Source organism: Guptibacillus sedimenti, assembly GCF_028610665.1.
Classification (GTDB): Bacteria; Bacillota; Bacilli; order Bacillales; family Guptibacillaceae; genus Guptibacillus; species Guptibacillus sedimenti.
The window spans coordinates 928361-955036 of record NZ_JAQQWV010000002.1 but is presented as its reverse complement, the minus strand read 5'-3'; the positions used below and the strand labels follow the sequence as shown (position 1 = coordinate 955036).

Annotated in this window: 22 protein-coding genes; all 22 read right to left on the bottom strand. The window is 41.3% G+C overall.

Annotation, left to right across the window (positions count from 1 at the left end; all coding sequences use genetic code 11):
- Window positions 1-14: 14 nt before the first annotated feature.
- The 22 genes from thrB to PQ578_RS13215 all read right to left on the bottom strand — a co-directional run bounded on the left by thrB (window position 15) and on the right by PQ578_RS13215 (window position 26604).
- The gene (gene thrB / locus PQ578_RS13320) at window positions 15-938 is read right to left on the bottom strand and encodes a homoserine kinase (protein ID WP_273834782.1); all 924 of its coding nucleotides are present in this window, start codon (window positions 936-938) and stop codon (window positions 15-17) included.
- Window positions 935-1990 carry a threonine synthase gene (thrC, locus tag PQ578_RS13315; RefSeq protein WP_273834781.1) on the bottom strand — a complete coding sequence of 352 codons (1056 nt, stop codon included), beginning with the start codon at window positions 1988-1990 and terminating at the stop codon, window positions 935-937. Before thrC ends, thrB begins: the two co-directional genes overlap by 4 nt.
- Window positions 1990-3282: a homoserine dehydrogenase gene (locus PQ578_RS13310; RefSeq protein WP_165995284.1), complete on the bottom strand. Its 1293-nt coding sequence runs from the start codon at window positions 3280-3282 to the stop codon at window positions 1990-1992. Before PQ578_RS13310 ends, thrC begins: the two co-directional genes overlap by 1 nt.
- A gap of 261 nt (window positions 3283-3543) precedes the next feature.
- Window positions 3544-4686, bottom strand: a complete 1143-nt coding sequence (gene ftsZ / locus PQ578_RS13305; protein ID WP_273834780.1) for a cell division protein FtsZ — start codon at window positions 4684-4686, stop codon at window positions 3544-3546.
- A gap of 30 nt (window positions 4687-4716) precedes the next feature.
- Window positions 4717-5997 (bottom strand): cell division protein FtsA, encoded by a 1281-nt coding sequence (gene ftsA / locus PQ578_RS13300; protein WP_098443304.1) that lies wholly within the window; start codon window positions 5995-5997, stop codon window positions 4717-4719.
- A 475-nt stretch (window positions 5998-6472) separates the two neighbouring features.
- Window positions 6473-7258, bottom strand: coding sequence for a cell division protein FtsQ/DivIB (locus PQ578_RS13295; protein ID WP_179886192.1), 786 nt, complete (start codon window positions 7256-7258; stop codon window positions 6473-6475).
- A gap of 285 nt (window positions 7259-7543) precedes the next feature.
- Window positions 7544-8644 carry a stage V sporulation protein E gene (gene spoVE / locus PQ578_RS13290; RefSeq protein ID WP_159782302.1) on the bottom strand — a complete coding sequence of 367 codons (1101 nt, stop codon included), beginning with the start codon at window positions 8642-8644 and terminating at the stop codon, window positions 7544-7546.
- Between the two features lie 67 nt (window positions 8645-8711).
- Entirely contained in the window at window positions 8712-10052 is a 1341-nt protein-coding gene (murD, locus tag PQ578_RS13285; RefSeq protein ID WP_273834779.1) for a UDP-N-acetylmuramoyl-L-alanine--D-glutamate ligase, read from the bottom strand.
- Complete coding sequence (mraY, locus tag PQ578_RS13280) at window positions 10052-11026, bottom strand: phospho-N-acetylmuramoyl-pentapeptide-transferase (RefSeq protein ID WP_273834778.1); 975 nt, start codon at window positions 11024-11026, stop codon at window positions 10052-10054. The genes murD and mraY overlap by 1 nt, the downstream gene beginning before the upstream one ends.
- Window positions 11027-11038: 12 nt before the next feature.
- Window positions 11039-12394 (bottom strand): UDP-N-acetylmuramoyl-tripeptide--D-alanyl-D-alanine ligase, encoded by a 1356-nt coding sequence (locus PQ578_RS13275; protein ID WP_273834777.1) that lies wholly within the window; start codon window positions 12392-12394, stop codon window positions 11039-11041.
- Window positions 12391-13854 carry a UDP-N-acetylmuramoyl-L-alanyl-D-glutamate--2,6-diaminopimelate ligase gene (locus PQ578_RS13270; RefSeq protein WP_273834776.1) on the bottom strand — a complete coding sequence of 488 codons (1464 nt, stop codon included), beginning with the start codon at window positions 13852-13854 and terminating at the stop codon, window positions 12391-12393. The genes PQ578_RS13275 and PQ578_RS13270 overlap by 4 nt, the downstream gene beginning before the upstream one ends.
- A 97-nt stretch (window positions 13855-13951) precedes the next feature.
- Window positions 13952-15871 carry a stage V sporulation protein D gene (locus PQ578_RS13265; RefSeq protein ID WP_273834775.1) on the bottom strand — a complete coding sequence of 640 codons (1920 nt, stop codon included), beginning with the start codon at window positions 15869-15871 and terminating at the stop codon, window positions 13952-13954.
- A 62-nt stretch (window positions 15872-15933) separates the two neighbouring features.
- Window positions 15934-18138: a penicillin-binding transpeptidase domain-containing protein gene (locus tag PQ578_RS13260; RefSeq protein ID WP_273834774.1), complete on the bottom strand. Its 2205-nt coding sequence runs from the start codon at window positions 18136-18138 to the stop codon at window positions 15934-15936.
- 20 nt (window positions 18139-18158) lie between these two features.
- Window positions 18159-18527: a cell division protein FtsL gene (gene ftsL, locus PQ578_RS13255; protein ID WP_273834773.1), complete on the bottom strand. Its 369-nt coding sequence runs from the start codon at window positions 18525-18527 to the stop codon at window positions 18159-18161.
- A gap of 34 nt (window positions 18528-18561) precedes the next feature.
- On the bottom strand, window positions 18562-19491 hold the full coding sequence (gene rsmH, locus PQ578_RS13250) for a 16S rRNA (cytosine(1402)-N(4))-methyltransferase RsmH (RefSeq protein WP_098443294.1): 930 nt from the start codon (window positions 19489-19491) through the stop codon (window positions 18562-18564).
- A gap of 34 nt (window positions 19492-19525) precedes the next feature.
- Entirely contained in the window at window positions 19526-19957 is a 432-nt protein-coding gene (gene mraZ, locus PQ578_RS13245) for a division/cell wall cluster transcriptional repressor MraZ (protein WP_273834975.1), read from the bottom strand.
- 369 nt (window positions 19958-20326) lie between these two features.
- Window positions 20327-21949 carry a bacillithiol biosynthesis cysteine-adding enzyme BshC gene (gene bshC, locus PQ578_RS13240; RefSeq protein WP_273834772.1) on the bottom strand — a complete coding sequence of 541 codons (1623 nt, stop codon included), beginning with the start codon at window positions 21947-21949 and terminating at the stop codon, window positions 20327-20329.
- A gap of 102 nt (window positions 21950-22051) precedes the next feature.
- Entirely contained in the window at window positions 22052-22435 is a 384-nt protein-coding gene (locus PQ578_RS13235) for a DUF3397 domain-containing protein (protein ID WP_098443291.1), read from the bottom strand.
- Window positions 22436-22453: 18 nt separating this feature from the next.
- Window positions 22454-23335: a 2-dehydropantoate 2-reductase gene (locus PQ578_RS13230; protein ID WP_273834771.1), complete on the bottom strand. Its 882-nt coding sequence runs from the start codon at window positions 23333-23335 to the stop codon at window positions 22454-22456.
- Window positions 23336-23442: 107 nt separating this feature from the next.
- Window positions 23443-24975: an acyl-CoA carboxylase subunit beta gene (locus tag PQ578_RS13225; protein ID WP_273834770.1), complete on the bottom strand. Its 1533-nt coding sequence runs from the start codon at window positions 24973-24975 to the stop codon at window positions 23443-23445.
- Between the two features lie 54 nt (window positions 24976-25029).
- A complete protein-coding gene (locus PQ578_RS13220; RefSeq protein ID WP_098443288.1) occupies window positions 25030-25242 on the bottom strand; it encodes a biotin/lipoyl-binding carrier protein in 213 nt (70 codons plus the stop codon).
- A gap of 24 nt (window positions 25243-25266) precedes the next feature.
- Window positions 25267-26604 carry an acetyl-CoA carboxylase biotin carboxylase subunit gene (locus tag PQ578_RS13215; protein ID WP_273834769.1) on the bottom strand — a complete coding sequence of 446 codons (1338 nt, stop codon included), beginning with the start codon at window positions 26602-26604 and terminating at the stop codon, window positions 25267-25269.
- Between the last annotated feature and the right edge of the window lie 72 nt (window positions 26605-26676).

Below are 26676 nucleotides of genomic sequence, written 5' to 3'. Positions count from 1 at the left end.
AGGGCGACTTCTTCTTAGATTGATTGATTTTCATAAGCTCCGACGGTTACTTCTATCCCGGTAGACGTTGGGTGAAGCACTTCGCATTGGTAAGTCGGAAAACGCTTTGCTAGTGATTGTTGAAGATACTCTGAGGAGCCGCTTGGAGCAAAGACAATTAATGTTGGTCCAGCTCCACTTAACGCAGCACCATAGCCTCCATGACTTATTGCAAATTCATGGACTTGTTCAAGATCAGGTACAAGGTGCTTTCGATATGGCTGATGAAAAAGGTCCCGCGCCATTAATTTACCAGCTAACTTCCAATTATTTTGGAGTGCTGCCCCAATAAAAAGATTTGCAATACTACTCGCTTCCACAGCTTCCTCATAAGATAACATATTAGGAAGAACAGAACGAGAATCTGTTGTTTTCAATTTATGATTTGGAATTAAAGCTACCATTTCTAAATCCATTACTTTATGTGATATCGTATCTAAATTCTCTTGCCCTGCAGCGATGACTAAACCACCGTAAAGAGAGGCAGCAACGTTATCAGCATGGCCTTCAAACGCCGTCGCAATTTGCACTTTTTCTTCTAGCGTTAGACCAAGCTCCATTGCGTAATCTGCTATTCCTACAGCCGCTACAATCGCTGCAGCACTACTCCCAAGCCCTCTTTCTAAAGGAAGCTCGCTCGTCATCGTGACAGCGAAAGGCCTCAGCTCTTTCCCTTTCCCATACTTTCTCCCAATTTCTTTAATTGTTTGATAGATCATATTGTCTTTTCCAGATGGAAAACGGTCATCAAAATCAATATAGTGAAAAGACCATTCTGTCGAAGGTTCAATTTTCACATGTAAATAACGATTGATGGCAAGACCAATTGAATCAAATCCCGGTCCAAGATTTGACGTGCTTCCTGGAACTTTTAAGTACAGACATTCGTCTTTTATCAATGGCTGACACATCCCTTAAGTTCTTCAAGAAACGCCGTTTTATCTGCTGCGACAACTCGTGGTTTCGCGATCACATTGTCCATCGCAGTTGCAGGATCTTTCAATCCATTACCTGTTAAGACCGCAACTACTTTTGTTCCTTTCTCAATCTCGCCAGAAGCGACCTGTTTCATCACTCCTGCCACTGAAGCACAAGAAGCTGGTTCTGCAAAGACACCCTCTTTTTTAGCAAGTTCCTGATAAGCATGCAGGATTTCATCATCCGTTACACTATCAATTTTCCCCTTTGACTCGATAACAGCCTCCTCAGCCAGATGCCAGCTAGCCGGATTGCCGATTCGAATCGCCGTAGCAATCGTTTCCGGATTCGGAATGATTTTCTTTTGAACAATTGCCGCTGAACCTTCAGCCTCAAACCCTCGCATTTGCGGGCGATTTTCTTTTGAGACATATTCTTTGAAGCCTTTCCAATAAGCTGAAATGTTGCCCGCATTTCCAACAGGAATAGCTAGCACATCTGGAGCTTCACCTAGCTGGTCACAGACTTCAAAAGCCGCTGTTTTTTGTCCTTCTAAACGATAAGGATTAACAGAGTTTACGAGTGCAATCGGTTCTGTTTCAGCAATATCACGAACCATTCGTAACGCTTCATCAAAATTTCCATCAATCTCAAAAATTTCTGCACCATAAATCATTGCCTGAGCTAGCTTTCCAAGCGCTACTTTTCCTTTTGGAATAACGATGATACAGCGTAAACCTGCCCTTGCTCCATATGCAGCTGCTGCGGCTGCTGTGTTGCCAGTTGATGCGCAAATGATTGCATCACTGCCTTCTTCCTTTGCTTTAGCAACCGCCATCACCATACCACGATCTTTAAAAGAGCCAGTCGGGTTCGCCCCTTCAATTTTAACGTGCAGTGAAATCCCAAGTTCGTCTGACAGCTGATCAAGCTTTAAGAGAGGGGTATTCCCTTCATTTAAAGTGAGCTGCGGTGTTTCCTCTGTAAGAGGTAAATACTCTTTATAATGCTTAATTAGTCCGTTCCAGCTCATTACATTCCCTCCACGCGGTAGCGACTTTTCACTTCTACAACAACATCCAGATCTCTTAATCGATTATGAACGTCCTCAAATGCCCTCTGATTTGTTTCATGTGTGATGATGACAAGTTCTGCAGTTCCTTTATTGACAACAGGTTCTTGAATTAATTTTTCTAAACTTAATCCTCGGTCCTGGAAGAGATGTGAGATCTTAGAAAAAGCTCCAGGTTCATCTTTTACAATCAAGCGAATAAAATGCTTGCTTTTAATTTGTTCATCATCTTTAAGCTTACGATCATGCTGTGGAAGAATAACACTTTTTCCATTCACGCCTAGTCTCATGTTCTTAATCACTGCAACAAGATCCGATACAACAGCCGTTGCGGTTGGCAACTGACCAGCACCAGGGCCGTAGAACATCGTTTCTCCAACTGCTTCACCGTATACATAGACAGCATTATACTCATCGTTAACGGAAGCTAATGGGTGTCTTGACGGAAGTAAGGTTGGCTGAACGGATAACTCAATCGAACCATCTGTGGAACTTGCAATTCCCAATAATTTAATGGTGTAACCTAGCTTTTTACTATATGCAATATCATCTTCATCTACTCGAGTAATGCCTTCTACCTTAACGTCGTCTAAGCCTACTTTCATTGAAAAACCGAGCGTTCCAAGAATAACCATTTTCCTAGCAGCATCAAGTCCTTCTACATCCGCTGTAGGATCTGCTTCTGCAAAGCCTAGCTCCTGTGCTTCTTTTAATACGCTATCGTAAGGAACATTGTTTTTTGTCATCTTCGTTAAAATATAGTTTGTTGTCCCATTTACGATCCCCATTAATTTCGTAATGCGGTCGGAAGATAATCCTTCTACTAAACTTCTAAGGATTGGAATCCCACCTGCTACACTAGCTTCATAGAAAAGATCACTTTCATTCTCAACTGCAGCGCTTAGTAACTCTCTTCCATGAATGGCCATCAAATCTTTATTTGCAGTTACAACGTGTTTATGATTTTGAAGTGATGAAAGAATAAATTCTTTTGCTTGATCAATTCCACCAATTACTTCAATCACTACGTCAACCTCGGGATTATTGATGACATCATCTGGATCAAGTGTTAGTACACTTTCATCTAAATCTACGCTTCGTGCTTTATCCATATCTCTTACAAGAACTTTAGCTACTTTCACTTCACAGCCAACTCGCTGCTGCAACTCCTTTTGATGAGAATCAATCATATGTACGACACCACTACCAACCGTTCCTAGTCCTAATAATCCAACTGATACGCAATCTTTCATTTTCTCTCCACTCCTTTGTCCTTCTGGTGAGGACACTTGTTTTTATATAATGGACATTATACGTGTGATTGCCCATGAACACAACACCATTTTCAGAAAAAATATAATTTTTACTATGTTAACAAATGTTAGAAGAGGAAAGCAACTCACATTTCTATTAGAAAGCGCAATCATTTCAAGAATAGACTCCATAACTAATTATGAGTGACGTTAAATTTCTCCAATAAAAAAACCAGCTCAAAAAAGAGCTGGTTTTTCATATTAGCGTCGATTGCGTTTACGATTACGTAAGAACGTAGGGATGTCCAATGTGTCATTGGTTTCGTCAGCGCGCGCGCCAAATTTGGATGGTTCCGGCTGTGCTTCTTCTTCTTCGTGCTTAGGTTGCTGAATTGGAGCGCTTTGCTTCGACTGAGCAGAAGGACGTGGAACCGTCTTTTTCTTATTCTCATTCTCGTCAAATCCTGTCGCAATCACAGTAACGAGAATTTCATCTTTTAGATCTTCGTTAATAACAGAACCGAAAATCATGTTCACATTTTCATCAGATGCGGAAGAAACGATATCAGCCGCTTCGTTCACTTCATAAAGACTCAGGTTAGATCCACCCGTAATGTTCATTAGAACACCTTTTGCTCCATCAATTGATGTTTCAAGAAGTGGACTTGAAATAGCTTTCTTAGCCGCTTCAGATGCGCGATTTTCACCAGTTGCAATACCGATACCCATTAGAGCAGAACCTCGTTCAGTCATAATGGTTTTCACATCCGCAAAGTCAAGGTTAATCAGTCCTGGTACCGCAATAAGATCAGAAATACCTTGAACACCCTGACGAAGAACGTTGTCCGCTTCACGGAACGCTTCAAGCATTGGCGTATTCTTGTCTACAATTTCAAGTAGACGATCGTTAGGAATAACAATCAACGTATCGACTTTTTCTTTTAGCATGGCTATACCCGTAACAGCTTGTGTTGACCGCTTTTTACCTTCAAATGTAAATGGACGTGTCACAACACCTACGGTTAATGCGCCAAGCTCTTTTGCGATTTCAGCAATAACAGGTGCTGCTCCAGTACCTGTTCCGCCACCCATTCCTGCCGTGACGAATACCATATCCGCACCACTAAGTGCTTCCTGGATCTGTTCTTTGCTTTCCTCTGCAGCTTTCTTGCCAATCTCAGGATTAGCTCCAGCTCCAAGACCTCTTGTTAATTTACCACCAATTTGCATTTTCACCTCTGCCTTCGCAAGGTTTAATGCCTGTGCATCCGTGTTAACAGCAATAAATTCAACACCTTGTACACCATTTTCAATCATACGATTTACAGCGTTGCTTCCGCCTCCGCCGACACCGATTACTTTTATCTGTGCTAATTGTTCCATATTCATATCAAACTCTAACATCTCAGGTCCTCCTAATCTTGTAATAGCCCTTTATTCAACAAATAGATTAAAGAAATTCTTCACTTTCTCTTTCATACCTGGTGAAGAAGATTTCTCACCTGGTTGAGGTTCGGCTTTTGTTCTACGCTTGGGCTTCACTTCTTCTTCAGGGTTAAGTGATGCTGCCACTTCTTTCCCCTGAATCTTCACGTTTTTATACGTGAATTGGATAAGACCAATGCCAGTTGTATATTGCGGTTCGCGTACGCCGATATAGTCAGGGACAGCAACACGTACGTTATGCTGCAGAATTTCACGAGCAAGTTCAAGTACGCCATCCATTCCGACCATACCACCGGTTAGAACAAATCCGCCCGGCAATTCACGAATTCCCATTCGCTTAATTTCGTCTTCTATCAATTCTAACATCTCTTCGATCCGAGGTTCTATAATATGAGCTAATTCGTACTGATTAAATTCTTGTTCAGCCGAACTGCCAATAGTCGATACAGTGAAAGCTTCCTCTTCTGAAGCAAGATCAACGAAAGCATTGCCGTGCTTGATCTTAATTCGCTCAGCTTCTTCAGTCGTTGTTCTAAGACCAATCGAAATATCTTTTGTTACATGATCGCCACCAATTTGTAAAACAGACGTGGCTTTCAGGTTCCCTTCTTCAAAGATGGAAATCGTCGTCGAACCAGCACCCATGTTAACGAGAGCTACGCCAAGATTACGCTCATCCTTTGATAAAGCCATTGATCCACATGCAAGCGGTTGTAGACAAATATCAGCAATTTCAAGACCCGCTTTTTCTACGCATCTTAATAAATTATGTAATACTGTTTTAGAACCTGTAATGATTGTCCCTTCCATTTCAAGACGCACACCAATCATGCCACGTGGATCCGTAATGCCATCCAGACCATCAACCACGAATTGACCTGGAATCACATCAATAATTTCTCGCTCAGGAGGGATAGAAACAACCTGTGCTGCGTCAATTACTCTAGCAATATCTTCATCATGAATTTCACGATCCTCACTTGATACCGCCACTACCCCATGACAGGGCTGTAGCTGGACGTGATTGCCGTTGATCCCCACAATCACAGAACGAACCGATAAACCTACCATTCTTTCTGCGTTTTCTACTGCCTGTTTAATTGAACGAACAGTTTCATCTATATCTACAATCGATCCTTTTCGAATCCCATCGGAAGGCGCACTGCCAACTCCTAGTATATTTAAAGAATCGTTCGTCATCTGGCCAATGATTACTTTCACATTGGATGTACCGATGTCTAGACTCACATAAATCTCATTGCTGTTCATTCTCCTGGCACCTCCTTCAAAATGCTACCATATTCAGGTATTAATAGTTTCTCTATAATAGGGTTGAAAAAATGTCCAACACCTTTATATACACAACATTGATTCAAACTAAACTTCCTCAAGCCTTGCTTCATGAAGTCCCAGGAAGAATATGATATAAGGACTCTATTCCACAAATCCGGTTATTTCCCTTCTTTTATACGAGAATTACTCTCATTTTTTTGGGTAATAAACCCCTACTCTCCTCGCCTACTTTAAATTTACAAGAAGAGTTAGTCTAAAGCAGTGCATACGTATTAGTCTACACCATGTGAAAGCAGTAGAAAAGTCACTGTTTCAGGTAATTAAAAGAAATTTGTTGTTTTCTTTCATTGTGCTATGTTATTAAGTGGTTTTCTTATGCGATACCCTGCTTATAACCGTTCGTTAATGAAAATCATTCCCTGTCCATTCGAATAAGTATTATCGTACATTTTTATGAAGTCTCTTTATTCTCTTCATCATTTGTAGGAACTTCTTCGTATGGCTCTAGCCAACTACCCTCATTCAAATAAAGAACTCCTTTAGCTTTATCCTTAAGCTTCTCTACAATTAGTGGGTAACTATTCATTTTCTCAGAAAAATCAGCAATGCTTGTTTTAACTTCATAACCATCTGTCATATAGAGCGTTAAGTTAAACGCTTTATCACCATCCGGCGTGTAGTGTATTTCAGAAATACGATTAATGATACTTAAATTTACCTTCCGAAGCTCTCCTGCCATGTCAGATAGCTCTGTGCTTTCATTCCACTGCATTAAGATCGGAGCGCTTACTGGCGTATCTCCTTTAGGAAGCGCATCAAGAATCGCACCAGATTGTAAAATCGGGAAATACTGACTACCCTTTTTTAAATAGGCCACACGCGCATTTTCAACAACTTTTACTTTTGCAGTCGCAGGAAATTGTCTTGACACAGTTACATTTGCAATTTCTTTCGACTCCTCAACCTTCACTTCTACTTTCTCAGTGTTTAAGTTCCAAAAGCTCACGCTATTATCTAGTTCGCTCAACTGAATGATTTCTTTATCAGAAACGTAATTGTTTCCAGAAACTTCTACGTTCCGAATATGACTTAAGGAAGATTGGAAGTAAATAATCAGCAAAATAAGAAAGAAAAAGATTGATAGATATACAACCAACCTTCGATTCGCACGTTGCTTCCGCTGTGCTTTCAGAGTGGGGATCCGGTCTTCAATTGTTACAACTTTGCGATCTTCCATTGTCTTGCCTCCGTCTCCGGTGATTGAACTTCTGTCTACTCTTAAGATGTATAAACGCTTATCATGGCAACCGAACGGCATGATCCAGCAGATAGTTCTTATTTCAATCATTATAGCATAAGTTTACCACTTATTATCCTCTTGAAGGAAATTCATCCCAGAGAAATATCACCGCATTCCCACATATAATATTTCTTTGTTATAAATGGTTCAGTCAATGGAAAAAACAGTTACAAAAACATTGAAAAAAGCGCTCAAAATGAGCGCTTTTACGACATATACCGCTTAGAACTTTGCATATCGACTAATATTTAATAAGACGCCCATCGCAACAAGCATTAAGGTTAAGGAAGATCCTCCATAGCTAAGAAAAGGTAAGGTGATCCCTGTAACAGGCATTAAACCGGTCACAACTCCGATATTGATCATGACCTGGATCGCTAGCATGCCAATAATTCCAACCGCAAGGAGGCTTCCGAACAAATCAGGTGCTCGTAAGGCAATCCGTATTCCTCGCCAGAGAAGAAGAGCAAACAAAAGGATCACAAAGCTTCCGCCAATAAACCCAAGTTCTTCTGATAATATTGCAAAGATAAAGTCCGTTTGTGGCTCAGGTAAATAATAGAACTTCTGTCTACTCTGTCCTAGACCAAGCCCCATCAACCCTCCAGGTCCTATTGCATATAAGGACTGAATAATTTGGAACCCACTACCTAATGGGTCACTCCACGGATCGAGGTAAGATGTAATTCTCGCAATTCGGTATGGCGCAGATAAAATGAGTACAGCAAACCCTACCAACCCAAGCATACCAAGCCACACGAAATGTGCAATTCTAGCGCCCGAAATAAAAATCATCACAACGCACGTTCCAACCATCACTGCCCCTGTCCCAAGATCCGGTTGAAGCATAATCATGCCAAATGCAACAAAGACAAGTCCGAGTGACGGAACTAGACCTTTTTTAAACGAGGTAATTCGTTTCTGATTTTCAGATAAGTACTTCGCAAGAAAAGCAATCATTGCAAGCTTTGTGAATTCCGAAGGCTGAATTGAAAACGCACCAACACCAAGCCAGCTTCTCGCTCCTCCACGAACAAGTCCTACTCCTGGAATAAGTACTAAGACAAGCAGGATAAAGCAGATGAGCACCCCTACTTTTGACCATGTCCGCCACGTCCAATATTCAACGTTCATAACGAAGAACATGGCAGCCACGCCTACGCCTGCAAAAAGAAGCTGCCTCTTCGCAAAGAAAAACGCATCGTCAAATTTATAGGAGGCCCATACGGCGCTTGCACTGTAAACCATGATTAATCCAATTGCTAACAGGACAAGTGTTGCAGTTAAAAAGACCAGATCTGGCGTTGATTTTGTTTTCGGCAATGGACCCACACTCCGTTATGTCGATTTTACCTAACCGAACTTCGCGGATAAGCAAGACAACCCCTCATTAGAGTCTATGCATTGCCTCAATAAAGATGTCTCCTCGCTCTTCAAACGTTTTGAACTGATCCCAGCTCGCACAAGCTGGTGAAAGAAGAATAACATCTCCCGTTCCGGATAGATGATACGCTGTTGAAACAGCTTCTTCTACATTATCGACAACTGTGACAGAATTCAGTCCTGCTTGGTTAGCCGTTTGTTTCAATTTCGAGGCGGTTTCTCCAAACGTAATCAAGTGCTTTACTTTTGTTTTAAAATAGGTATTTAAATCATCAAAGTCATTTCCACGATCCAGGCCACCTGCGAGAAGGATTACTGGCTTCTCAAACGAATCTAAGGCTTTTTTTGTAGCGATTGAATTCGTTGCTTTTGAATCATTGAAGAATTTACGTCCACTTACTTCGCCAACAAATTGAAGGCGATGTTTCACACCGTGAAAATTCGTAAGTTCTTCATGGATTTTTTCGTTCGACACACCGGATAACTTCGCTACAGCAATAGCGGCAAGTGTATTCTCAATGTTCTGCTTCATGGATAGCTCATCTATTTTAATTACTTTTTCTTTTCTAAAGACGATCCAACTATCTTCAATAAAAACACCATCATCAAGTTTTTTAGTAGCTGAAAATGGAACAAGAGAAGCTTTTGAAGCTTCTGCAAACGAAGAAACTAGCGAATCATCTGCATTATAAACGGCAAAATCCTCGTTCGTTTGATTTCGGAACATACGTGCTTTCGCTGCTGCGTAAGCGTCTTTTGTACCATGATAATCAAGATGCGCTTCATAAAGATTAAGAAGAACCGAAATATGCGGATGGAAATTTACCGTACCTTGTAATTGAAAGCTTGATAGCTCCGTTACAAGGGTTTGATCAGGTGTTGCTTCGGCTGCTACTTCACAAACAACCGTTCCGATATTTCCAGCGACAATCGGATTAGCCGGCGTTTGATTTAATAGTTGACCAATTAAAGTCGTCGTTGTTGTTTTTCCGTTTGAACCAGTAATCGCAATAAATGGCGCTTCAGAAATCTCTCCGGCAATTTCCACCTCAGTTACGATTGGGATATCTCTTTTTACTGCTTCTACAAGGAGCGGGTTTTGATATGGAATCCCAGGGTTTTTTACAATTAAGTCAATTCCGTCAAGTAGCTCGAGCGGGTGCCCCCCACCTATCACTTCAAAACCTAATTCCTGAAGTTCAATAGCTTTTGGATTATTCTCAACTTGCTCTCGATCATTGACTGTAACGGTTGCGCCAAGAGAACGAAGCAATTTTGCTGCTGCAAATCCACTTTTCGCTATGCCCAATACGAGTACACATTTATTTTCATAATTTACTTTTTTCATTACATCCACACCTCAAGATAGATTCCAAATGCTGCACAAAGTAGACCTACAGTCCAGAATGTAGCGACTACGCGCCATTCCGTCCAACCAGAAAGTTCATAATGGTGATGGAGCGGACTCATCTTAAACACACGCTTCCCAGTTGTTTTAAATGATGCCACCTGAATAATAACTGACAATGTCTCAATAACAAAGACACCACCAATAATCACTAGGAGAAGCTCAAGCTTGGTCATAATGGCTACAGCGGCAAGCGCGCCACCAAGAGCAAGTGACCCGGTATCACCCATAAATACTTTTGCTGGGTGTGCATTGAAAACAAGAAATCCAAGAACAGCACCAACGACACTTACTGAGAAAATAGCTACGTCGTACATATAAACCGAAGCTGCTAAGATGGCAAAAGCTCCGAAAGCTATGGCTGCTGTACCTGCTACAAGACCGTCTAATCCGTCCGTTAAGTTAACCGCATTCGATGCTCCGACAAGCATAACAAACAGTAACACAACATACCCAATGCCAATATCAAAGCTAATTTCTGTACCAGGAACGCGAATCGCCGTATCAAAGCCAATGGTTCTTAAACCGAAGTAAACGAGGATAGCGATAACCATTTGACCTAGCAACTTCTGCTTTGAGGTTAAACCAAGGTTACGTTTCTTCACTACTTTAATAAAATCATCTAAAAATCCAATAAGTCCATATCCCACTGTCACAAACAACAGTAGCCAGATTTGAGTGGATATCTCGTCATATTTTAGTGCGATGATTACTGTGCCTACTATAATCGCAAGAATAATAATGAGGCCACCCATTGTCGGTGTACCAGATTTCTTTTGGTGTGACTTTGGTCCCTCTTCTCGAATACTCTGTCCAAATTTAAGTCTTCTTAAATAAGGGATAAATACCGGTGATACAAGCACCGCTATTATAAATGATGTTAGCAAACTAAAGATTAATAATTGTTCAATCACTGTACTGCCTCCTTATGATTCTTTCCCTAATGCCTGTAGTATGGTTTCGAGTCCAAGCCCTCTTGATGCTTTTAATAAAACAGCTGTTTGATCATCAAGTCGACCCGATAAATATGATGCGGCATCTTCTTTGTTGTCAAAGGAAACAGCAGATACTTGCGTTTCATTTTCCGTCATCCCATCATAAATCCACTTTGCTTTGTCACCAACGGTAATCACTTCTGTAATAGACGGTTTTACCGCGGTTGCAATGTCCCGGTGAAGAAATTCTTCCTGATCACCAAGTTCATACATATCACCAAGAATAGCAATTTTTTTATTAAAGCCTTCTAACTCAGCGAGCGTTTCTAATGCTGCTTTCATTGAGGTTGGACTTGCGTTATATGCATCGTTAATAATTAACGCACCAGTAGATGACCGGAATTTTTCAAGCCTCATTCCAGTTAACGTTAAGGAGGATAACGATTTGCGAATTTGATCGTCCGTCATCCCTAGTTTTCTTGCTGAAGCGATGCTATACACAGCATTTTTAATATTATGTTTACCTAACAAAGATATTTCGAACGGCTCTTTTTCATTTTTCAATGTAAATACATAGCCATTTTCTCTCTTTTGAATACGATCAATTTGAAGGTCGTTTTTGTCTTCATAGCCACAAGAAATCACATTTTTGTGATCTGGTGTCAGGAGTGGCTCATCGCCATCAATAACGAGAACACCTTCAGACTTAAGTCCTTCAGCAATTTCCATCTTTGCTTTAGCAATATTTTCGCGGCTACCAAGTTGAAGTAAATGTGACTCTCCGATATTTGTAATAACCGCTACATCAGGCTGTGCGATTTGAGTAAGAAGGGAGATTTCTCCGAGACCGCTCATTCCCATCTCTAAAATCAACACGTCTGTGTCATCAGGCATCGCAAGCACGGTCATTGGCAGTCCCCAATGATTATTTAAATTACCTTGTGTTTTAAATGTTTTATATTTCGGACTTAGAACAGCCTCAAGCATATCTTTAACGGTCGTTTTCCCGTTACTTCCTGTAACACCAATCACATAAGGTTTTTGCTGTTTTAGAACCTGTTTGGCTAATTCCTGGAATCCAACTGTCGTATCCTCCACTTCGTAAACATTGATTTTCCCGACAAGGTCTATAGGAAACGGTTTGCTTTTATCCCAAAGTGTTCCGGTAGCACCATTAACGATGGCAGCATCGATAAAACGATGGCCATCGAAAACTTCGCCAACGATAGGTACGAATAGTTTATTTGTGCAATCCTTACGCGTATCGGTTGCCACACCTTCAAAGACCAGTTCGTGATCAACTGGCCCTTGACTAATTTTGTTTAGTAATTCCGATGAAAATTTCATCCTTTTCGCTCCTTTATTGCTTGACGTGCGATTTCTCGGTCATCAAAATCAAGAACTTGATCACCAACGATTTGATAGGTTTCATGTCCTTTTCCTGCGATAAGGACTACATCTCCATTAACAGCATTTTGAATCGCATGTCGAATCGCTTCTGACCGCTCCGTTATCCTCACATAGTGACCTTTCACACCTTCGACCATATCATCTAAAATGCGTTCTGGGTCTTCACTTCGTGGATTGTCTGATGTTAATACAGCAGTATCCGCTATTTCAGTTGCAATCTTAGCCATGAGTGGTCGTTTTGTTCGATCACGATCTCCCCCGCAACCAACCACTGCAAAAACGTTTCCTTCGGTCATTTCTTTTACTGTCAATAAGACATTTTCAAGACTATCTGGAGTGTGAGCATAATCAACGATCACTGGGAACCCTTGCCCCTCATCTACAAGTTCAAAACGTCCAGGCACGCCTGCGATTTTCTCTAGGCTGTTCAAAATATGATCAAGATCTAAACCATTTGCAAGACAAGCTGCAATTGCTGCAAGTGCATTGTATACGCTGAATTTGCCTGTTAGCATCAATTTAACGTCACGGTTTTCTTCTGGGGTACTTAAGCGAAATCTTGTCCCATTCGCAGAAAAAGAGATGTGATCTGCCTTAATATCTGCAGGACGATCTATGCCATATCTTAAAATATGAGCAGATGTCATTTGTTCATACTGCTGTGCAGCGTCATCATCTCCATTAAGGACGGCTACCTTTTTTCTCCCTGTATCATATGTATTACCTAACTGTGAAAAAAGAAGACCTTTTGCTTGACGGTATTCTTCCATCGTACCATGGTAATCCAGATGATCCTGCGTCAAGTTTGTAAACACAGCAATATCATAATCACAACCTCTCACGCGTCCTAGTGTTAAGGCATGAGAAGAGACCTCCATAACGGCCGTGTCCACATGACGATCGCGCATTTTAGCAAATTGCTTTTGAAGCAAGAGTGGTTCTGGAGTTGTGTTTTTCGTTTCAAATTCTTCATCGGCTATTTTCATATTAATTGTTCCGATTAACCCTGTTGTTTGCTTTTTATCTCTATGTATCTGTTCTATTAAATGAGAAACGGTTGTCTTCCCATTCGTTCCTGTGATGCCAATTAATGAAAATGATTTCGTCGGATGTTGATAGAAACGATTTGCAAGTTCAGCTAAGGCGCGATGCGCATCACGAACGAGAATAACGGGTACTGAAACATTAATCTCTTTTTCTGATATAAGAGCAACAGCTCCCTGTTGAACAGCCTGCTCTGCAAAATCATGCCCATCTACTGTATAACCTGGAATGCAAACGAAGAGACTGCCATCTGTTACGGCACGACTATCACTTTCAATCGTTTTTATTTCTGGATCGCCTTTTCCTACCTGTTTATATGTAAGTAATGCATGAAGAAGATCGTTTAATTTCATTTCTTTCAAACCTTTCTAGTTTGCTGACATATTTTCAGAAAACAAGCCAAGAGCATACGCCTTGGCTTGTTCACTACTTATTGTACTCACCGGTCGCTTATTTGTCACCCATATAAAGCCGAATTTCTGAACCAACCGGTAATTTCACACCAGGTTCTGGGGCCTGGGCTACAACAATATCGCCTTCCCCACTCGAATCAATTTTCAAATTATACATCGCTTCACGAATTTCTTTTGAAGACATACCCACTAAATCCGGCATTTCAATCATCTCTTCATCCTGCCATGTCGTTTCTTTCTCAATCTGGTCTTCCCTTTTTTCAACACCCATAACCGTCAAACTATCCTGGATTATATTACCTACAATTGGTGCCGCTACAATCCCTCCAAATTGAAGGGTATCTTTGGGATTATCGATCGCAACGTATACAACAATTTGCGGGTCATCAGCCGGAGCAAAACCGATAAAGGAAACGATGTGATTATTTTTGAGATAAGCTCCGTCTTTAGCCTTTTGAGCTGTTCCTGTCTTTCCTCCGACGCGATAACCGTCCACATAGGCGTTCTTTCCAGTCCCTAGTGCAACAACCGTTTCAAGCGCGTGCCTTACTTCTTTGGAAGTTTCCTCAGAAATTACCTGTCGCTTCGCTTGTGGCGTGTTTTTGCTTACAACTGCCCCAGTTTCTGGGTCTATCCATTCTTTGGCGATATATGGTTCATAAAGCGTGCCACCATTCACTGCCGCAGAAACAGCCGTCACTTGCTGGATAGGCGTGACGGAAACGCCCTGCCCGAATGCAGTCGTGGCTAGTTCAAGGGGGCCGACATTTTCAACATCAAAAAGAATCCCGCTCGCTTCTCCTTGTAAATCAATTCCCGTTTTGTCACCAAAGCCAAATTTATCAATATAGGAAAAAAGCTTTTCTTTGCCAAGACGCTCACCTAAAAGAACAAAACCAGGGTTACAGGAATTTTGTACGCCTTCTAAAAACGTCTGACTTCCATGACCTCCAGCTTTCCAGCACCTTAATTTTGTCCCTGCAACTTCAATGCTACCTGGGTCATGGAAATGATCTTCCTCAAGATCCACCTCTCCCTCTTCAAGTGCTGCAGCAAGAGTAATGATTTTAAAGGTTGATCCCGGTTCATACGTACTCCAAACAGGCTTATTCTGGTTCCAAACATCAGGAGATACTTCCTGGAATTCTTCTGGATTAAAATCTGGCCTTGAAGACATTCCAAGAATCTCACCTGTATTTGGATCCATTGCGATGGCCGCTGCGCCATCTGGATGATAGGTTGCTTCAGCGATATCTAACTCTCTTTCCATAATCGTCTGGATTTGGGAATCAATCGTTAACCGAAGATCAAGTCCATCGACAGGTTCTGTATAATCATCTGCGAGCGATGGCATTCGCTTTCCTTTCGCATCAGCGTAATATTCTACCTGTCCTTTTTCCCCACTTAATTCAGCGTCATAATAGAGCTCGATCCCAGTTAACCCTTGATTGTCAATGCCACTAAATCCAAGCACATGAGCTAAAAAATCGCCATTTGGATAGTGGCGTTTGTTATCTTCTGCAATATAAACTCCAGGTAGGTTCAATTTTCGGATCTCATTTGCTTTCTCGTTCGTCATTTTCTTACCTTCAGGTCGAATCCAGACCATTGATTCATTCTGAGTGATTGTTTCATAAACTTTTTCCTTGCTAGTATTGAGAGACGCCGCTAGAGCTTCGGCAGTGGCAGCTGGATTTTGGAGCTGTCTAGGAACAATCAAAACAGACGGAGCACTCACGTTTGTGGCAAGAGCTACACCGTTACGATCGAGGATTTCTCCTCTGCTAGGTTCAAACGGGATATTTCGGCTCCACGAATCCTTCGCTTTCTCACTAAGCCAGCTCCCCATAACAAGCTGTACATAACCTAGTCTTACAATAACTACAGCAAATACAAATAGCCCAACAATAAGTGCGATCACAAGTCTTCTTCGAACAGTGACATTCGAAACGCGCATAAACTCATCCTCCCTGATTATGCTCGTTTCACTATATGTTTTCGGTTCGAAGGATAGACCTGCTAGTCCGTAATTGGTTCTGGTTCTTCTTCTGGCTCTTCTTCCTCTTCCGTTTCAGAAGAAGGCGTCTTTAATTCGGCTACAAGGTAGTCATCTTTTTTGATCGTACTTCCCGTTTCAATCCCTTGCTTCACTACATAACCTGACCCCATCACATTTGGTTTTAACTCAACCAACTCGACGAGCTTCATTACGTCTGCAAGAGACCAACCTGTTATATCAGGCATTGTAGCGTTACCTTCCGTTTGCAAAATAATTCGTTCACCATTGAGAATTTTCGTACTCGGCCTAGGAGATTGACCAACAACCTCTCCCTCGCCAAGTGATGTGACAGATAAGTCCTTGTCTTCAAGCTGCTTTTTAGCTTCTTTTACACTCATGCCCGTTACATCTTTTAAGAGTTGACCGGATTCTGTCTCTTCTGCTTCCTCAGAAGCATTATCTTCCTTCTCAATCGGATCGATATTCAAATATTGAAGGCTATTCTTCATAACCGTGTTAAAGATGAGAGAAACAGGGTCACTTCCTAGTTCCGGATACTCGAGTTCAGGTCGATCAACGGCTACATAAACAATTAATTCTGGATCATCTGCAGGGGCCATTCCAATAAATGAGAAGATGTTGTTTCCGTATCCACTCATATATCCTTTTGACCCTTCAGAAATTTGTGCTGTACCTGTTTTCCCAGCAATCTCGTAACCTTCAATGTTATATGGTGTTCCCGTACCATCTGTCACAACCGTGCGAAGTAGATCGCGAGTTTGTGTTGCTGTTTCTTTCGAAATTGGCTCTCCCGCTACTTTTGGCTCGTGATTAAGTTTCACTTCATTTGATTCAGGATCAACAATTTTCTCAATTACATAAGGTTGCATCATCTTTCCACCGTTTGCAATTGCCGTAATCGCTTGAACTTGTTGAATTGGTGTAATGGTAGACCCTTGACCGAAGCCAGTCGTTATCCGTTCAAGCTCTCCACTATAAGTAATTCTTGAAGAAGCTTCTCCAGGAAGATCAATCCCCGTTTTAGCATCTAATCCAAATTTCGTTAAATAGTCTTCGTATTTGTCATAACCCAGTTTTTCTTTTACTAAAATGGATGCTGCTACGTTAGAGGATTGACGAATTCCCTCATCAAAGCTAATCATGCCCCAACCTTCTCCAGCGTTGTGATCACTTACCCGACCACCTGGTACAGAATATTGTCCTGATTGAAAAAGTTCATCTCCGTTGTACACGCCCTCTTCAATAGCTGCTGCTGCAGTAAAGACTTTCATTGTAGAGCCTGGTTCAAAAGCAGTTAATGCCATATTTGTATAATTTGAAACATCTCTTAAATTGGGATCAAACGTTGGACGATTTCCCATTGCTAATATCTTACCCGTATCCGGATCAGCAACGATGGCCGTCATTCGCTCAGGATTATATTTCTCCTGCGCTTCATTTAATGCGTTTTCCATTAATACCTGTATCTTTTGGTCAATCGTTAAATAGACGTCATTCCCACTTTTTGAAGGTGTGATATTTTCATTTCCATAAGGAAGTTTAAACCCTTCCCGATCACTTTGATACGTTTCTTTCCCTTCTTGCGGAACAAGATACTTATTTAATTCCTTTTCTAAACCTAACAAGCCTTCCTGGACACCTTTTTCATTTTCATTTGTAAACCCAAGAAGATGAGAAGCAAACTCTTCATTAGGGTAGAGGCGCGTTTTCGTTGGAATAAAGCCAACTCCAGGTAAGTCGAGTTTTTCAATTTCTTCTTTTTGAGTAAGGCTTAAATTTTTTCCGGATGCTCCGAACTCCACCTGAAATAGTTCTTCTCTAGATAGAATTTCAGTAACATCGGATTGCTCCATCTCTAGAATCGGCGCAAGAGCAGCCGCAGTTTTCGAAACATCTTTTACATGATCTTCATAATTTTCATCTAAAATGGCTCGCAGTGTAAATGAAGGAATGTCAGTGGCAAGCGCATTTTCTCCTGTGCGATCATAAATCGTACCGCGATCCGCTTCAAGAATCTTGCTTCGCGTCCACTTATCTTTCCCTAGCTCCATTAAGTCCACTTTTTCACCGTCGGAACCTGAAACCGCCTGCGTCCATTCAATATAGAAAAACCTTCCAATAAAAGCAAAAAAGAGCAGGACAAATAGTAACATTAAAATCGCTGCTCCAACATTAATATGTGAGTTCTTATTTGTTTCTTTCATGACAGTGCAAACCTCCGAAATTATGATCCCTTGTTGATCACTTCTACGTTTTGATCATTTAGCTGCATGCCTAATTTTTCTTCGGCAATGTTCACAATTCGACCGGGTGCACTTAGCTCAGTTACTTTCACTTGAAGCTCATCGTTCTGTTTCACTTGAGCACGTTGATCTGCTTCTGCTTGCTGCAGACCCGTATTCAAATTATAAATTGTAGCATAATTTGAAACCATAAAAATTGACGCGGCCACAAAAGTAAGTACAAGCATCATCCAGAGCATTTTCTCTCCTTTTGTAATACGTCCACGTTCTACATAAACCGCTTGCTTTTTTGTTTCAACTTGTTTTTGCGTTTGATGCTGCTGCTGATACTTATACGCCAAGTTACTCATCATTTTCCCCCTTGCACCTTCTTTTTTTTTATCTTTACATTTTCTCTGCCACACGAAGCTTCGCTGATCGTGCACGTCTGTTTGCTTCCTGCTCTTCTTCAGATGGTAGAATTGGCTTTCTTGTTACTAGCTTCATATCAGGCTGGTATGCATCTGGGATAATCGGCATTCCCGGTGGAAGTTCTGGCCCCGAAGCCGCTTCTTTCATCGTTGTTTTGCAAATCCGATCTTCAAGAGAATGGAATGTGATGACACTCATCCGTCCGCCTGGGTTTAAAATGGACATTCCGTCAATTAGAGCCTGTTCAAATACTTTCAGCTCATCATTTACCGCTATACGAATCGCTTGAAAAATTCTTTTAGCGGGATGTCCCCCTTTCCTTCTCGCAGGTGCAGGAATAGCATCTTTAATGAGATCAACGAGTTCAAATGTGGTTTCAATCGGTTTTAAGTCCCTTGCTTTTTCAATTTTGCGAGCGATTTGTTTTGAAAACTTTTCTTCACCAAATTTAAAAAAAATCGAGACGAGACGTTCGTACTCCCACTCATTCACCACTTCGTACGCTGATAAACTGGAAGATTGATCCATCCTCATATCCAGCTGTGCATCATGTTGATAACTAAACCCCCGCTCACCTTTATCAAGCTGCGGAGAGGAAACACCGAGGTCAAATAAAATCCCATCAACGCCTTCAACACCGAGGTCAGCTAACGCTTCTTTAATAAAACTAAAGTTTCGTTCGATAACCGTGAGCTTTTCCTCATACCCTGCCAGTGTTGTTTTGGCATTATCGATTGCCCACTGATCCTGATCAAAAGCATAGAGGTGTCCTGTGGTAAGCTTATCCAGGATAGCTTTTGAATGACCGCCGCCACCAAGCGTACAGTCTACATAAATACCATCTTCTTTAATATTTAGTGCATTTACTGCTTCTTCTTTTAATACTGTAATGTGTTCAAACATAGCGACACCTTAACCTTCATTCCATATTGACCTTCTACAAATCGAAATCCATCATACTTTCCGCGATTTCAGAGAAAGAATCTTCTGATGCATTGAAATACTCTTCCCAGACCGCTTTGTCCCAAATTTCTAATCGATTTGAAACACCAATTACAACGCATTCTTTCTCAAGCCCTGCATACTGGCGTAATGTTCCGGCAATATTTACCCTGCCCTGTTTATCCAGTTGGCATTCAGTTGCACCTGAGAAAAAGAATCGGGTAAAAGCACGAGCATCTTTCTTTGTAAAAGGGAGTGATTTCATTTTCTCTTCAAGAACTTCCCATTCGGTCATTGGGTAGCCGAAGATACATTTATCTAACCCGCGGGTGAGGACGAAGCTTTCTCCAAGTTCTTCACGGAACTTAGCGGGAATAATCATTCTGCCTTTTTCATCAACAGTATGTTGATATTCCCCCATAAACATGGCTCCATCCACCTCTCCCACTTTCTACCTCTAAGTTACCACAACTCCCCACTTTTCACCACTAAAAAATTAATTCGTACCACAACACAAAAATCCTGCTGTTCAGCAGGATTTTTCTTTAAAAATATTTGGTTTTCTTACGAGTGCCTGTCACCCCCCGCTATTTGTCGAATGAAACGATCCCTATCGTGTTATATTGGCCAGTTTCAAAGTATATTGGCCAAATACGAATTATATTAGCTAAATCCCATTTTTATTGGCCAAATCTCTATTATATTGCCCAAACTAAAAAAAGCTGCCAGAATCCTCCGGCAGCTTTTCAACTATATGGTTAGGAATCGAAATAACCGCTTCTCTCCCTTCTATTCTTTAAAGATAAATCACCTTATGCTGATCATTAAAGGGAAGCTCCAGATCCATCATTTGATCTACAAAATCCAAACCATGCCAATTTAAATAATAGACAACATTCCACTTTCGCTCTTGCGGAGCGCCGTTTGGTTTTAATGCAAATCCCACCTCATCGAATTTAGCCAACGTATTTTCATGCTGGTACTCGAGTGATTGATAGAGTTTTTGTTGAAGAAGATCAAGCTGTCTTTGAAGGAACCGGCCATTCTTTTCCGCAAAGCGATCAAGTCCGCGATCAACGGATTCTGTCAAATCACGAAGATTTTGATGAATTTCCTCCACTTTTAACTTAGCATCGTTAAATGTCGTCCCAATCCCTACATCATCTAACTGGCGCATATAGGTTTCTTTTGAGTGCTCGATCCCTGACTTTAGTATTTCATCATCTGTTAAGGAGAGGTCAGCGACATACTTTTGAATATGTCGCTCCACAAACGTAAATGTAAGCCGTGGCACGATTACAGGCATTTTTATTCCAAAAGTATGAAAAGCAGGCTTCAGCAGAGCCCAGTAGGCAAGTTCACCCGGCCCAGCCACAAATCCTAGCACAGGAAACATTAAATCCTGCATGATCGGTCGCGTCACTACATTGTTACTTAAATCTTCCGGTTGACGTTCTGCTAAATCAAGCAGTTCTTCTTTCGAGAATGAAACGGAAGCCGTTTTCCCCTCAAATCTTCCGTTTAGTCGTTCTAGTAAAATTCGCTCGCCATTTACCTTTACGAATAAATTTGCTTGTTGGTCATCAAGGTCAACACCAATTGGATAATTTTCTTCACGAAGATGAGCCGCCTGGGTTAAAACCCCTTCATTGATTGTTTCGTTTTGATGAATCATTTGTTTAAACGAGTCCGTCTGAAGCTGGCGAAAATCTTTGTTACCTGAATCTACGAGCACTAGTCCATGCTTTGAAAAAAGCTTTGTCATGATGTAACAAAAATGATCCACGTAAGTAGTTGACTTCTCTGTTACTCCTTCAAGAAACGCTTGTATCTCTTTCGTATATGAAGTTTCCCCAAATCGTTTGAGCATGTCACGCGTCCAAGTGTTCATCGCATCATGATCAAGCGATATATCGGATAATGCCTGCTTGGTCATTTGTTTTTGAGGCACTGCCTCTTTATGCTCCCGCCCTTCATCATACGAATAAATATGGTTCACTTCGTGATAATCATGATCTTCCCCCGCTACCCAAAAAATAGGTATAACAGGTACCCCAAGCTTTCGTTCTTTCTCTTCTGCTAATTTAATGACCGATATCGCTTTATTGATTGTATAAAGAGGACCAGTTAACACACCAGCCTGTTGTCCGGCAACAACTGTGACCGATTCTGGTTGTTGTAAACGCTCGATATTTCTAAGCGCAGGTCCTTCAGCTTCAAAACTTTCATTAAACTCCATCAAGTGTTCCGTTAAATCCGCACGATCTTGATGACGTTCCATTAACTCTTTGTATCGCTCTTCATACGAGGAATCATGCTGATATGTATAGTCAAAAAAAGCTGAGAGCGTTGTTTTCTCAGCGATATAATCTGTCGCAATGACATTTGATCCTGGAAGGAATGTTTCTCTGAGTCTCATTAATATTTCTTCCTTTCTTGACACCGTTACTGAAATCCGCCTATTTAATCCTTTGTTAGTATATCAAACTTCCTCATCGCTACCAAAAAAAAAGCTTATGAGTTAGACCGAAATAATTCGGTGAACTAACCCAATAAGCAAAAGAACGACATACCCTGTCGAGAACAATAGAAAATTAAATCGCCACGCGCCTTTTATCACTTTATGAATGTGAATGTCATCTTTCGTTTTCCAATGCAGAATCGTAAAGGCTCCTGCAGCTCCAATAATCATTAATAAAATAACCCACAGAAAAGACTTTCCAACTAATTCTATTAGAATAAAATGCACGCTTAAAATAAAAAAGATTGTAGAAAGATCTACTGCAAGACGAAAAGAGAATTTTTTCTTTCGTGTCATTTTCACCGTAATAATATAGACCAGGTACCATGCGAGCAGTGGGGCTGTCACAGCCGTTGCTACAATCCATGATAAGAGGTTTTCCATTTCATGAGACTCCCTTCTCTATCTCGTTACCATCTCAAGACCCTTCACGCTATCAAAGACAAACCTTGAAAAAGGAACATATTTCCCCCGTGCCTCCGCTTCTTTTAGTACGTATCCTGTGATTGCATCGATTTCAGTTAATCTGCCAGCTTGTATATCTGCGAGCATCGAAGACGTATTCGCGCTCGTCTTTCTGCATACGAGCTGCACATCATTCCATGACCGTTCAAATTCTAACTCGAGAACTTCGCAAGCTTCTTTTACTAATTCTCTCATCAGACTATAAAACCTTGCATTTTGCAAAAGCTCTCCATTTAAAACACCATATAGACTACTTAGTGGATTAATCGCGCAATTTGTAACTAATTTCTTCGCAAGCATCTCGTACCAGTCAGGTTCGTAATAAACCGGAAAATCTTCGCTAGAAAGTGCAGTTAGTACATTGGGAACACCTGAATAAGTGCTCATCCTAATGACTCCATCACCAGTATGTTCAACTGTTCTTTCATCGATCTTCAACGCACCATGTTCGACTACCCCGACAAGAACATTATGATGCAACAACTCGATATAGGAAAGATGCCCCATCCCATTTTGAATAAAAAGGATATCCGGCAAATTCGAATCGTGATACACTTCTTGAATCAACGACAGCACAGACGGAACCTGATTTGACTTGACTGCCACAATGAGTAAATCCGTTTTTGTTGAGGACAGATGATGTGTTGCCTGTACTTTGACGCACTGAGTCTTGCGTCTATTTATGTAGTTAATGCCTTTGCGGAGCTGATCAGCCTGATGTTTGCGTCGGCATACAACTGTCACGACTTGGCCATTCATAGCAAGCTTCGCAGCCACTAATAATCCAATTGACCCTGCTCCAATTATCGTTACGTTCAACATCTCCCCCACCTTATCGTGAGTCTTTATTTTAAAGTTTAGCACAGGTTAATCATGTTGATGAGAAAAAAATCCCTCAACAGTTAAGTTAAGGGATTTTCAGCATTTTATACCGGATAGACCGGATGTTTTTTTGATGGTGCTTCCACTTCTTTCGATTCATAGTAACTTAACCGCTCAACTAACACATTACGTAGTTCACTTCCAGGCACAATATCATCAACAATTAACTCTGATGCTAGTTTATAAATGTCAATGTGCTCTTTGTACTCCTGATGTTTTTCTTTCACATATTCGATTCGTTCCTTTGGATCCTCAATCGCATTGATCTTATTCGCATACACAGCGTTCACAGCCGCCTCAGGGCCCATTACAGCAATTTGGGCAGTTGGAAGCGCAATGCAACAATCCGGTTCAAATGCAGGACCAGCCATGGCATACAAGCCTGCTCCATAAGCCTTTCTAACAACAACTGAAATTTTCGGAACGGTCGCCGAACTCATTGCCGCAATGAGTTTCGCCCCATGTCTAATAATGCCAGCACTTTCTACTTTCGTTCCAATCATAAAGCCTGGGACGTCCGCAAGAAAAATAAGCGGAATATGATATGCATCGCAAAGCTGAATAAATTTAGCTCCTTTATCGGCTGAATCAACAAAAAGCACGCCACCCTTTACTTTAGGCTGGTTTGCAATCAACCCAACAACTCGTCCATCAATTCTTGCAAAGCCTGTAATTAATTCCGGCGCAAACAGCTTTTTCATTTCAAAAAAACTTTCTTTATCAACAAGTGCATCGATTAAATCATACATGTTGAATGGGGCATTTTGATTTTCAGGAACAATCTCGCTGATTGATTTTTCAAGTGAAGGAAGTTTCCCTTCTAGATGAGGCGGCTGCTTATGGAAATTCCCCGGAAAATAACTTAGATAGCTTCTTCCAAGTTCGATTGCATGCTCTTCATTATCAGCAAGAACATCTCCGCACCCACTTGTACTGCAGTGCATCCGCGCACCACCCATTTGTTCTAACGTCACTTTTTCACCGATCACTTTTTCAGCCATTCTCGGAGAGCCGAGATACATGGAAGCATTTTTATCCACCATGATTACGATGTCACAGAATGCCGGTATGTAAGCACCACCTGCCGCTGATGGACCAAATAACAAACAAACTTGCGGCACCATCCCAGACATTTTTACTTGATTATGAAAAATCCTTCCGGCTCCGCGACGATTCGGAAACATTTCTAACTGATCCGTAATGCGCGCACCAGCTGAATCCACTAGATACAAAAGAGGCACTTTAAGGTGCATCGCTGTCTCTTGAATGCGAATAATCTTTTCCACTGTACGGGCTCCCCATGAGCCAGCTTTAACAGTGGAATCATTCGCCATCACGCATACCTTTTCACCATTCACGCTACCGATCGCTGTTACAACACCGTCTGCTGGTAGATCTTTAGCAAGGTGATTTGCAAATTTTCCGTCTTCTATATAATCGCCATTATCAAACAGAAGCTTCAGACGATCTCGTACAAAAAGTTTGTTTGATTCTTTTAACTTCTCATGATATTTCTCAGCACCACCAGACTCAACCTCTGATGCTCTAGACGATAAAAGCTCTTCTAGATGATTCATTGAAAACTCCTCCTTCTGTTAGGGTTAGATCGAGCGCTCGTTCAGAACACACGCTTACTTTACCGTAACGAGTACATCGCCTTCGTTCACAAAATCGCCAACATTCACTTTAACCTCTGCAACTGTTCCTTCTTCCACACCTTCAATTGGAATTTCCATTTTCATCGATTCAAGCATAACGAGTTCTTGTCCTGCTGTAACCGCATCTCCTTCGCCGACCATTACATTTAAAACTGTTCCCGCCATTGATGCTTTAATTTCTTGCATGTTCATCATTCCTTTTCATTAGTATTATTTTTTGACAAGAATTTTTGATAGATAAGACGTTGAATATTTCCCCTGTTGAAAATTCTCTTCTTTAAGTAATTGGGCAAAAAGTGGTCCATTATGCTTGATCCCCGTCAGCGAAAATGAAGTAAAGAAATCTGTACATCGTTTAATCGCTTCTTCGCGACTTGATCCTGATACAATGATTTTCGCAATCATCGGATCATAGAATGGGGAAACGGTTGAGCCGCTTTCATAACCTGAATCAATCCGGACTCCATCCATCTTAGGAAAATGGAGCGTTTCAATCTTTCCAGGTGAAGGCATAAAGGAAGTTGGGTCTTCTGCATATAGTCTAAGCTCAATACTGTGACCTGTAGGTTGGATGTCTTCTTGTTTCAGAGGGAGCGCTTTTCCTTCTGCAACGTTGATTTGCCATTCCACTAAATCGATACCAATGGTTTCTTCTGTAATGGGGTGCTCCACTTGCAATCTAGTGTTCATCTCTAGAAAATAAAAATTCTCATCCTTGTCCATGACAAATTCAACTGTCCCAGCATTCGTATATTGGACATGCTTAGCAGCTAGCAGAGCAGCTTCTCCTATTTGGATACGGGTGCTTTTAGACAAAAATGGTGATGGCGCTTCCTCTAGCACCTTCTGATTTCGTCTTTGAATCGAGCAATCTCGCTCATACATGTGAACAATGTTTCCATGATTGTCTCCTACAATTTGCACTTCAATGTGTCGCGCATCGTCAATGAATTTCTCTACAAACATCGCTCCGTTCCCAAAATAAGCCTTTGCACGGTTTTGGCTCGATACGAAAGCTTTTTCTAGCTCTTGATCATTTTCACAACGCTGCATACCAATGCCACCACCACCCGCAGCGGCTTTTAACATAATGGGGTAGTTGATTTCATTCGCAAATGCAACAGCCTCCGCTACATCCACGATTTCACCGCTACCTGGTACAACCGGTACACCAGCTTCCTGCATCGTCTTTCTCGCTGTAATCTTATCGCCCATCGCTTCCACAACTTCTGCGCTAGGTCCAATAAACGTTATTCCCTGTTCATTGATTTTCCTTACAAATGCAGCATTTTCAGATAAAAATCCGTAGCCGGGATGAATCGCGTCCACGTTCTCTTCTCTGGCTACCCTCAGAATTTCCTCCTGATTTAGGTATGACTTTGCTGCAGGCGGGTCACCAATCTCATATGCGACTGTTGCTTGCTTAACATATGGAAGATCCTTATCTGCACTCGAATAAACAGCAACCGTCTCAAGACCAAGTTTGCTGCATGTTCTTATAATTCGTTCCGCAATTTCCCCACGATTTGCAATTAGGATTTTTTTCAAAGTATCGCCCCTCTCACCACAATAATGAATTAACAGGTATGAAAACCCTTACATTTATCATATCATTAAATG

Excerpts from the sequence above, each read along its gene's own strand:
- thrC (WP_273834781.1), bottom strand. The coding sequence starts at position 1,990 with ATGAGCTGGAACGGACTAATTAAGCATTATAAAGAGTATTTACCTCTT.
- PQ578_RS13310 (WP_165995284.1), bottom strand. The coding sequence starts at position 3,282 with ATGAAAGATTGCGTATCAGTTGGATTATTAGGACTAGGAACGGTTGGT.
- ftsZ (WP_273834780.1), bottom strand. The coding sequence starts at position 4,686 with ATGTTAGAGTTTGATATGAATATGGAACAATTAGCACAGATAAAAGTA.
- ftsA (WP_098443304.1), bottom strand. The coding sequence starts at position 5,997 with ATGAACAGCAATGAGATTTATGTGAGTCTAGACATCGGTACATCCAAT.
- PQ578_RS13295 (WP_179886192.1), bottom strand. The coding sequence starts at position 7,258 with ATGGAAGATCGCAAAGTTGTAACAATTGAAGACCGGATCCCCACTCTG.
- murD (WP_273834779.1), bottom strand. The coding sequence starts at position 10,052 with ATGAAAAAAGTAAATTATGAAAATAAATGTGTACTCGTATTGGGCATA.
- PQ578_RS13275 (WP_273834777.1), bottom strand. The coding sequence starts at position 12,394 with ATGAAATTTTCATCGGAATTACTAAACAAAATTAGTCAAGGGCCAGTT.
- PQ578_RS13270 (WP_273834776.1), bottom strand. The coding sequence starts at position 13,854 with ATGAAATTAAACGATCTTCTTCATGCATTACTTACATATAAACAGGTA.
- PQ578_RS13265 (WP_273834775.1), bottom strand. The coding sequence starts at position 15,871 with ATGCGCGTTTCGAATGTCACTGTTCGAAGAAGACTTGTGATCGCACTT.
- PQ578_RS13260 (WP_273834774.1), bottom strand. The coding sequence starts at position 18,138 with ATGAAAGAAACAAATAAGAACTCACATATTAATGTTGGAGCAGCGATT.
- ftsL (WP_273834773.1), bottom strand. The coding sequence starts at position 18,527 with ATGAGTAACTTGGCGTATAAGTATCAGCAGCAGCATCAAACGCAAAAA.
- rsmH (WP_098443294.1), bottom strand. The coding sequence starts at position 19,491 with ATGTTTGAACACATTACAGTATTAAAAGAAGAAGCAGTAAATGCACTA.
- mraZ (WP_273834975.1), bottom strand. The coding sequence starts at position 19,957 with ATGTTTATGGGGGAATATCAACATACTGTTGATGAAAAAGGCAGAATG.
- bshC (WP_273834772.1), bottom strand. The coding sequence starts at position 21,949 with ATGAGACTCAGAGAAACATTCCTTCCAGGATCAAATGTCATTGCGACA.
- PQ578_RS13235 (WP_098443291.1), bottom strand. The coding sequence starts at position 22,435 with ATGGAAAACCTCTTATCATGGATTGTAGCAACGGCTGTGACAGCCCCA.
- PQ578_RS13225 (WP_273834770.1), bottom strand. The coding sequence starts at position 24,975 with ATGAATCATCTAGAAGAGCTTTTATCGTCTAGAGCATCAGAGGTTGAG.
- PQ578_RS13220 (WP_098443288.1), bottom strand. The coding sequence starts at position 25,242 with ATGCAAGAAATTAAAGCATCAATGGCGGGAACAGTTTTAAATGTAATG.